An 8,978-nucleotide genomic window follows, 5' to 3' on the forward strand; every position below is an offset into this window, starting at 1 on the left:
TTTTTGGTCTAACTAATGTCAATCTTTGGCAAAACATAAAATATGAAACCATTAGTTGCTTATTTCACCATTAAAGGCAGAACAGAAGAAGCCTTAGAATTTTACGAAGAATGTTTTAACGGAAAAACAACGTTTGTACAACGGTTCTCTGAAACACCTTATCAAGTTTCGGATAGCTACAAAAACAAAATTGCTCACGCCGAATTTAAAGCCGAAAATATTCATTTTTATATCTCAGACGGATTTGAAAAAGAAGATGTAATTTATGGAAATGGTATCGGAATGACTATAAATTTTGACAATCCCGTTGAACATAAATCGGTATTCGACAAACTAAAAGTTGACGGGAATATTACTTCTGACTTTTTTGAAACGACCATCGAAACTAATTTGGTTTGTGTACTGGATAAGTTTGGAATACATTGGTATCTGAACTATATAAAGGTATAAATAATCTGTCACCAACAGCCACAGGATGAGATTGGAGTTGCAATGAAATTAGCATTTTTATTCCTATATTCGTTGTAGCGAAAATATTCGGCTTCGAGATCTCCAACCTCGCCTGGTACTGAAACGAAAGTCGTACGCACTTATAAGCAACGAATATTACAGCTAATTATATCATTATTTGAAAAAGAAAAACCATGAAATTTAATACATTACTTCCAAAAGAATTAGCCCCCTATTATAATGAAGAATTAAAAAAATATCAAACTGAATATACTGCCAATAATTTAAAAGCTGCCTGGAATCATCTGGAAAGAGCCCATATTATAGGGCAAAAGTTTCCGATTTCGCATACTTATGTACACTGGAAGATGTTACAATTCGGATTCAAAATAAAAAGTAAAAAAGAAATTCTTGGGCAAATTCCTCGTCTGATCTTTGGTGGTGTAAAATCATTTGTAGGCAAAATTCCCACAGGAAATCCAGGAGGTGCCAATGTCCCTCCTTTAAAATCTTTTCCAATTGAAGAAGAAATAAAAAATATATTCCATAAAGCAGGTGTAAGCTATAATTGAGATTATAGGGAGAAAAGATCATACAAAACCGTAGGTAAGATTAGCATTTTAGACTTAATCTGAAGAGAATTTTGTATTTCAAAAACTTGTTTTTAAAGTAAAATATCGCATCTTTAATCCCCAAAAGCACTAATTACCAAAACAGTAGCAACGGGTACACCCCACAACACGTTAAAATTGAGCAACCAAAAACATAAAATGAATGAGACATTTATTTTTAATCTTTTTACTTACACTGACGAGTTTAACAACAGTTTTTGCGCAACAAACCAATCCTGCTGACACTATATACCGTATTCAGGACAGCATTTTAATACCTACAAAGAGCGGAATCCCGATCTCGGCAATTATAGTTCGCAAAAAAGCAAATGTTCAACCATTACCTGCGGTACTTTTTTACACAACCTATTATCAGGGAGCCGGTGACGCCATTCTTGGCAAAAGATCTGCCGACAAAGATTATGTCGGAATTGTCGCTTACGCCCGTGGTATCAGAGGCGATCTCAAGAACTATGTGCCCTACGAACACGAAGGAACGGACATCTATGACATTATAGATTGGATTAGTAAACAATCATGGTGTGATGGAAAAGTTGGAATGTTGGGAGGCAGTTATACCGGTTTTTCGCAATGGGCAACCGCAAAAAACATTCATCCCGCACTTAAAACCATTGTGCCACAAGTAGCAATAATGCCCGGTTTTGATGTGCCAATGGAGAATAATGTTCAAAGTAATATTGCATTAAACTGGCCCTATCAAAATATATACAAATCGCAGGGCATAAGCAAAAATTTGCCTTTTGAATGGTTTGAAAAAGGAAGTTCCTACAAGAGTTTAGACAGTTTAGCCGGGATTCCAAATCCTATGTTTCAAAAATGGCTGCAACATCCTGCTTATGATGCCTATTGGAAATCAGTAGTACCAACACCACAGGAATACGCTAAAATAAATATCCCAGTTTTATCTACAACCGGATATTATGATGGTGCTCAGATTAGTTCTTTACAATACTTCAAATGGCACAACCAATACAACAAAAATGCCAACCATTATCTTGTAATTGGTCCTTATGACCATTGGAGTGGACAACGAAAAGCAACTCCAAATCTAATGGGCTACGAAATAGACAACGTTGCCAACATTAGCATGGGGGATCTTGCTTATGAATGGCTTGATTATATTCTAAAAAACAAACCCAAACCCGATCTGTTAAAAGACAAAGTCAACTTTCAGTTAATGGGGAAAAACGAATGGAAGCACGTTCCCTCCTTAAATAAAATAAATAACGACACCCTAAAATTGTATCTCAACACTAAAACTTTGACAGCCAAAAAACCAAAACAGAAAGGTTTTGAAATTCAAACTGTTGATTTTAAAGATCGTGAAAATCAAAACAACTACTACACACCCAAAATTATTATTGATACACTAGATGTAAGCGGTGCTTTGGTTTTTAAAACAGACCCTTTTGAGAAAGAATTTTCAATAAATGGCTCCTTTCTTGGCAATCTTTATGCAACTATCAATAAAAAAGACATGGATGTTTCGTTGGCTTTATACGAGATACTCCCAAACGGAAAATATTTTTACTTAACGCGATATGTCGGCAGAGCCAGTTACGCAAAAGACAACGCTAAACGACAATTGTTAGAACCCGGCAAAAAAGAAAGCATTCCTGTCAACAACACCCGATTTATAAGCAAGCAAATTAGTAAAGGTAGTCAGCTTTTAATCTTGGTAAACATCAACAAACACCCATTTGAGATTATAAATTACGGCTCAGGGAAAGAAGTCGTGGACGAAACTATAAAGGATGCAGGCGAACCGTTACAAATAAAATGGCATAACGATAGTTTTATAAAAATTCCGATATGGAAGAACTAATTCGACTAATAAATTGACTGCAACTAACAGTCGTTTGACAACATTTCCAGAACAACAGTAACAAACCAAAAAATGCCCTCAATAAAAAAAATAATTTACTCCTTCCTCTTTCTTTTCAGTTTATCAGTGATTGGACAAAACAACGATTCCAAAAAAGACTACAGAATTGAAATAATGACCATTGAGAAAAAGACAAAAGACACTATAATAGGATCATTTTTCGAAATATACTCCGGTAATAAAAGAATCAAAGCAGAATGTTGCACCAATTTTGATGGCATTGACATTTTCACTCTTAATCCAAAAGACATCGTCAAGAATCGTATTGACATAAAAGTTTATGGTCTAAAGTGTAAACCTTATAAAAAGAAGTTTTCGATTAAAGACGATCTGAAAACCACAATTTACCTCAAATACGGAAAAACCGATTACAACAATCCCAAAGAAGACTTTGACAGGATGTACAAAAAGTTAAAGATACAACCCGAACCAATTGAATGTGGGACAGTTGAATAAAACAAAATCAAACTCCCTCACTTTTTTTATATTTTGCAAAACCCTTTATAATGAAATACAGAAAGTACATCGCAACGACATTTTTATTTGTTACTCTCTATCTGTTCTTCACTTCCACATTCTTGGAAAATCTCTGGGGATGCCTAATTGATCCCAATTACTACATCCCAAAACAATCCAATGTGTTTGTTTTTAATAGTATAGTCATGGAAAACGGTTCTAGTGATGCATGGATTTATGGAGAAGACGACACTAATTATTACTACAATGCAGGAATTAAAAAAGAAGAAATAATTGCAATCTCTAAGGAACAATCTAAAAAATGCCTGGATTTTAATGTCCAAAATATCAATTCTTGGTGTTTATAACCCATTGTTGTTGTAGAGATGCACAGTAGAGATGCAGATAGAGATGCACAGCAGTGCATCTCTACAACTATTTAATTATTTTTTTCTCATACAATTCATCAAATATCAACTGATCAACCAATGAGGAATTTGCTTTGTCTTTAAATTCTAACCAAGCAAAACTTTCTATTTCATTACTGGCTTTCAATTCACCAATATAGTCAGCAAAATAACAAATCATACGTACATTTACACCTTCCGGATGTCCGTGTGCAGGCGCTTCAAAAGTGCCAAAAAACTGAATAGTATCATCATTCAATGTAACATTAAGTTCTTCTTCAATCTCTCTTTTTAAACAATCAATATCTGATTCGTTAGGTTCTCTCTTTCCACCAGGGAAAAAAAATGCGTTTTTATTCTTTGAGATGGTACTCAAAACTTTTTGATCATTTACGTGAATCAAAGCCACTTTGTCAATAAAACCAGGCATACTATAAAATTAAATTTGACCTCAAATATACTATTAATTAAAAAAAACGCTAAATGAGAAACAGTATTTTAATACGATTTATTTTTCTTTTTTTGTTCGCTCGATTTCTATGATTCCATTTATTTCTATCACAATCTTCTATGAAGTTCGTTGCTCGTTTTTTCTAATAGCTGTCCTGCTCTGCGAAATCAACGAAGATGAAATAATTGTTGCATCTCAAAAAAATTAAAAAATACTCCGATTTTAGTGCCTTATAAAAAATCGAATATAAATTAATTTTTAACAGTTATTGACAGACCTAATTACAATAATAAAATGCTAATTTTGCGGCACCCAAATTAACTACACCTCATGAAAAAAATTTTAATTCTTGTAATTTCTTTAGTTTTCCCTTATGTTCTGTTTTCTCAGACGAAAACGCAAAATGTTTTTGCAAAATCATACAATTATGTAAATGACTTTGAAAAAATTCTGACTCCAAAACAAATAGAAAATCTCAATAACGTTCTAAAAAAAGGGGAAACAAAATCAACTCATAAAATTATAATTGTAACCACTTCTTCCCTAAACCCTTACTCAAACATCTCCGATTATACGCTGGATTTAGACAAATATCTAATCAATGACTTAAAGGTAAATGCTTCGATTTTAATTATCATGAGTGAAAAATTGAGACAAATGCGAATTCAGGGTGTCAACAAACTACACAGCAAGATTTCCGACAAAGAAATAGAAGAAATCGCAGCCAATTTTGTAGTTCCGGAATTAAAAAAGGGAAATTATTACAAAGGTCTGGAAGATGGCATAGCACAAATATTAAAAAAAATAGAATAAACTTACTTCAATTACAGAACTGTACAGCTATAAATTGCATGTATTTTTCAATCCAAAAAATCCGGTCTGTCTTCAGAAACCGGATTTTTTTTGATTCTGTTAAATCTTCCTGAAAAACAACAAATAGTAACGATTTGGTATCAAATTGCAACTTGATATCTAATAATAATATCCTACTTTTACGACTCCCAAAAACCAAATCTACCCATGAAAAAAATATTTTTCATCATTACACTTTCTGTAATTTTTTTCAACAATTCATTAGCTCAGTCAAAAACAGAAGCGCAAAATATCTTCGCAAAATCCTATGATTATGTAAATGACTTCGAAAAAATTCTGACTTCAAAACAAGTAGAAACTTTAAAAGAAGCCTTAAAGTCCTGTGACACAAAAACAAACAATAAAATACTGATTATAACCACTCCTACATTAGGTTCTTACACAGAACTTGCCGATTATTCTTTAGAACTCGACAAATACTTGAATACCAATTTAAAGATAGATGCTTCTATTTTGCTCGTAATAAGCAAACAATTGAGACAAATACAAATTCGAGGAGTAGAAAAGTTACGCAACAAACTTAGTGACAAAGAAGTAGAAATAATCCTCTCTACTTTTGTCATTCCTGAACTAAAAAAAGGAGACTATTTTAAAGGACTGCAAGAAGGAACAATTCAGATTATAAAAAAGCTGGAATTATAACCCGTTAACGGTAAAACACTGAAATCAAAAACTGATTAGTTAAAATCCGATTTATCAATGCAAATTGAATCCTTATTATGAGCGTATTGTTTACATCATAAAAAATCGACATCAATAAAATACTCTTCCATAAAAAATGACATTAACATACGAATTAAACTATTCAGACTTACTAGTAAATCAATTATACCTTGCTTCTGAATCAAAAAACATTAAGAGAAAAAGAAGAAACGAACGAATTAGAATTCCAATACTATATTTAATACTTGCATTGTATTTTATTCTGCATAAAGGCAATTTTTTCGCTGGAATTCTACTAATTCTTTTCGGAATTATCTGGTTTTCTTTCTACCCGTATTATTCAAAAAGAAGATATAAAAAACATTATGTAAATCACATAAATGAACATTATAAAAACAGTGTAAATCGTACTTCCGAAATTACGTTTACGGAAGATTATATTTACGGTAAAGATGAAACAAGCGAAACAAAAATAAATTCAAACGAAGTCGAAAAACTCATCGAACTTAAAGACCATTTTTTAATACGATTAAAAACAGATCTCTCCATAATAATACCTCGAAAAGCAATAAATCATACAGAAGAATTTAAAACCATACTAATAGAATACAAAGCAGTGTATGTAGACAAAGTAAATTGGGAATGGCAATAAATACTCTTATCCCTCTTTTTCTATATTCTTAAATCAAGTACGTTTTAAAACTCCTTCCCCAACCCCATCCAAAATCAAACAATTTCCCTTTTAAATTGTTAAAACCCAAAATACCAATCATAGTTGACACAGCAAAAAATCGTGTCACAAATTGACAATTCCAACGATATAAAATCAGTCTTTTTTTAACTTTTTTAAGTAACAGTTATCAAATGTTAATTTTAAAAATATTTCATTTTAACAGGAAACATTTGCAGTACGTTTGTAGTATAAACTATAAATAATTATGACTGAAATTACTTCTTATTGGTGGATTTTACTACTTGTACTTTCCATCTTATTTTACAAATTTGTGCTTCGCGTTTTCTTCGGAATGGTGATTGTTCCGGAAGATAAAATTGGTCTTGTAACCAAGAAATTTGTTTTGTTTGGTGCCGACAAATCACTTCCCGATGGTAGAATTATTGCCACAAAAGGAGAAGCCGGTTACCAAGCACAGGCCTTAGCTCCCGGATTGTATTGGGGAATGTGGATTTGGCAATACATAGTAGACATGACAAGCTTTACTTTGATTCCCGAAGGTAAAATCGGACTCGTTTTAAGTAAAGACGGAAAAGAAATCCCAACCGGACGAATTCTGGCCCGAAAAGTAGACAGCGACAACTTTCAGGATGCTACTGCTTTCTTAAACAACGGAGGACAAAAAGGACGTCAGACCGCTTTTATTACAACAGGGTCTTATCGTATTAATACGTTCCTGTTTGAGATTGTAATCGCAGATCAAATTAAGATTTACGAAAACATGATCGGAATCGTAACGGCTCTTGATGGCGAGCCAATTCCGCAAGGACAAATTGCAGGTAAATCTATCGAAGGACATAATAACTTTCAGGATTTTGACCAGTTCCTTGACAAAGGCGGAAATCGTGGTTTGCAACCTCAGGTCATGCTTGCCGGTTCGTATTACATCAATACCTGGGGAGTTCTAATTGAACAAAACCCAATGACAGATGTGCCAATCGGTTATGTTGGTGTTATAATCTCCTATATAGGTGAAGACGGACAAGACGTAACAGGCGACACTTTCAAACACGGAAATATTGTTTCCAAAGGACAACGTGGTGTTTGGATGGAACCTCTTGGTCCCGGAAAATATGCACTGAATAAATACACCACAAAACTGGAAGCTGTTCCGACCACTAACCTGGTTTTAAACTGGGCAAATGCACGAAGCGAATCTCATAATTTAGATAAAAACTTATCTACAATTACCGTACGTTCAAAAGATGGTTTCCCGTTTAATCTGGATGTTGCGCAAATTATTCACGTACCGGCCAATGAAGCGCCAAAAGTTATTGCCCGTTTCGGAAGCATGAACAATCTGGTTTCTCAGGTTTTGGAGCCAACGATTGGTAACTATTTCAGAAACTCAGCTCAGGATAGTGATGTAATTTCGTTTTTGTCAACCAGAAAAGAGCGTCAGGAATCTGCTAAAAACCATATCAAACTGGTATTAGACGAATACAATGTAAACGCTGTTGATACCTTAATTGGAGATATTGTACCGCCGGACTCTTTGATGAAAACTCTAACCGATAGAAAACTGGCCGAAGAAGAGCAAAAAACCTATCAAACCCAAAGAATGGCACAGGAACAACGTCAGGGAATGGAGAAAGAAACGGCAATTGCTGATATGCAAAAAGAAATTGTTCGCGCTTCACAAAGTGTTGAAATCGCACAACGTACAGCAGATGCAACTGTTAAGAAAGCGGAAGGTGATGCAACCAGTTTAAAATTAAATGTAAATGCCGAAGCTGAAGCTACAAAAATGCGTGCCAATGCAGAAGCAGAAGCAACCAAAGCCAGAGCCGGAGCGCAAGCCGAAGCTACAAAACTGACAGCAAGTGCTGAAGCTGAAAGAATCTCAAAAACCGGTTTGGCAGAAGCAGAGAAAATTATGGCCGTTGGTAAATCAACAGCCGAATCGTATCAATTACAAGTTGCCGCAATGGGTGGTGATAATTTTACCAAATACAAAGTAACCGAAGAGATTGGTAAAGGAAACATTAAAGTAATTCCGGATGTTTTAATTACAGGAAACGGTGGTTCCGATGGATCTATAAGTGGCCTGCTTGGCTTAAAACTAATGGAAATGATGGACACCGAAAAAAATGTAAAAAGTCCTAAAAAATAATTGATTTCAATTTTATTATTAAATCCGATTTGTGAGAGCAAGTCGGATTTTTTTTATAATACAATTAATCAAATCTAACTTTACTATTTTTTACTAAAATCAATATATAATATCTTCATATGTTTACTCTTACTTTGAATGAAAGCTACGAAAGACTTTCTAAATAAGTCATTTACTTTGTCAAATCATGTCTTGTCCTGAAATAGGTTTACACAAAAGTGTAACAAAATGGAACGATATACAAAAATATCAACCTCAAAATGGCAATCTAAATACAGTGAAGAATTTAAGCGATTTGTCTGTAATGATTTTTTA

At 33.8% G+C, this 8,978-nt stretch carries 10 protein-coding genes; 9 read left to right on the top strand and 1 reads right to left on the bottom strand.

Annotated elements, in window-relative coordinates; translation table 11 throughout:
- Nucleotides 1–42: 42 nt before the first annotated feature.
- From ACHRV5_RS14110 to ACHRV5_RS14130, 5 genes are all read left to right on the top strand, one after another.
- Nucleotides 43–450 carry a VOC family protein gene (locus tag ACHRV5_RS14110; RefSeq protein ID WP_395427193.1) on the top strand — a complete coding sequence of 136 codons (408 nt, stop codon included), beginning with the start codon at nt 43–45 and terminating at the stop codon, nt 448–450.
- Between the two features lie 194 nt (nt 451–644).
- The gene (locus ACHRV5_RS14115; RefSeq protein WP_047773570.1) at nt 645–1,022 is read left to right on the top strand and encodes a DUF3703 domain-containing protein; all 378 of its coding nucleotides are present in this window, start codon (nt 645–647) and stop codon (nt 1,020–1,022) included.
- A gap of 202 nt (nt 1,023–1,224) precedes the next feature.
- On the top strand, nt 1,225–2,907 hold the full coding sequence (locus ACHRV5_RS14120) for a CocE/NonD family hydrolase (protein ID WP_395427194.1): 1,683 nt from the start codon (nt 1,225–1,227) through the stop codon (nt 2,905–2,907).
- A 72-nt stretch (nt 2,908–2,979) separates the two neighbouring features.
- Entirely contained in the window at nt 2,980–3,423 is a 444-nt protein-coding gene (locus ACHRV5_RS14125; protein WP_395427195.1) for a hypothetical protein, read from the top strand.
- A 50-nt stretch (nt 3,424–3,473) separates the two neighbouring features.
- Nucleotides 3,474–3,791 (top strand): hypothetical protein, encoded by a 318-nt coding sequence (locus tag ACHRV5_RS14130; protein ID WP_395427196.1) that lies wholly within the window; start codon nt 3,474–3,476, stop codon nt 3,789–3,791.
- Between the two features lie 67 nt (nt 3,792–3,858).
- Here the strand turns inward: ACHRV5_RS14130 and ACHRV5_RS14135 are convergent, their stop codons facing one another.
- A complete protein-coding gene (locus tag ACHRV5_RS14135) occupies nt 3,859–4,260 on the bottom strand; it encodes an NUDIX domain-containing protein (protein ID WP_395427197.1) in 402 nt (133 codons plus the stop codon).
- A 351-nt stretch (nt 4,261–4,611) separates the two neighbouring features.
- On the opposite strand from ACHRV5_RS14135, the gene ACHRV5_RS14140 reads away from it, so the two are divergent.
- The 4 genes from ACHRV5_RS14140 to ACHRV5_RS14155 all read left to right on the top strand — a co-directional run bounded on the left by ACHRV5_RS14140 (nt 4,612) and on the right by ACHRV5_RS14155 (nt 8,663).
- A complete protein-coding gene (locus tag ACHRV5_RS14140) occupies nt 4,612–5,094 on the top strand; it encodes a TPM domain-containing protein (RefSeq protein WP_395427198.1) in 483 nt (160 codons plus the stop codon).
- A 207-nt stretch (nt 5,095–5,301) separates the two neighbouring features.
- Nucleotides 5,302–5,796: a YgcG family protein gene (locus ACHRV5_RS14145; RefSeq protein WP_230002643.1), complete on the top strand. Its 495-nt coding sequence runs from the start codon at nt 5,302–5,304 to the stop codon at nt 5,794–5,796.
- 136 nt (nt 5,797–5,932) lie between these two features.
- Nucleotides 5,933–6,469: a YcxB family protein gene (locus tag ACHRV5_RS14150; RefSeq protein ID WP_047773584.1), complete on the top strand. Its 537-nt coding sequence runs from the start codon at nt 5,933–5,935 to the stop codon at nt 6,467–6,469.
- 286 nt (nt 6,470–6,755) lie between these two features.
- On the top strand, nt 6,756–8,663 hold the full coding sequence (locus ACHRV5_RS14155) for an SPFH domain-containing protein (RefSeq protein WP_047773586.1): 1,908 nt from the start codon (nt 6,756–6,758) through the stop codon (nt 8,661–8,663).
- Nucleotides 8,664–8,978: the final 315 nt, after the last annotated feature.

This window comes from Flavobacterium sp. FlaQc-52 (assembly GCF_044007495.1).
Lineage (GTDB): Bacteria > Bacteroidota > Bacteroidia > Flavobacteriales > Flavobacteriaceae > Flavobacterium > Flavobacterium cupriresistens.